Here is a 347-nt window from a genome sequence, read left to right as displayed (position 1 = left end):
GATTTTACCAAGCAAAACCGAGTGAATAAAGAGTTTTAAATAAGCTTGAATTCATAAGAAATAATCGCTAGTGTTCGAAAGAACACTCACAAGATTAATAACGCGTTTAAATCTTTTTATAAAAGAAAACGTTTAGCAGACAATGAGTTAAATTATTTTAAAGCAGAGTTTACTTCTGTAAATGAGCATTTAAAATAATGAAAACGAAGCCGTATGTGAGCGTTTGACTTATAAAAATGGTGGAAACATAGATTAAGTTATTAAGGGCGCACGGTGGATGCCTTGGCACTAGAAGCCGATGAAGGACGTTACTAACGACGATATGCTTTGGGGAGCTGTAAGTAAGC

At 34.6% G+C, this 347-nt stretch carries 1 rRNA gene; it reads left to right on the top strand.

Features of this window, described 5'->3' with window-relative positions:
• Positions 1 to 250 precede the first annotated feature (250 nt).
• Positions 251 to 347, top strand: a 23S ribosomal RNA gene (locus IDG65_RS14385); the annotation flags it as partial.

Origin of the sequence: Staphylococcus sp. EG-SA-17 (assembly GCF_017151845.1) — a bacterium.
Classification (GTDB): Bacteria; Bacillota; Bacilli; order Staphylococcales; family Staphylococcaceae; genus Staphylococcus; species Staphylococcus aureus.
This window is presented reverse-complemented; position numbering and strand designations above follow the sequence as displayed.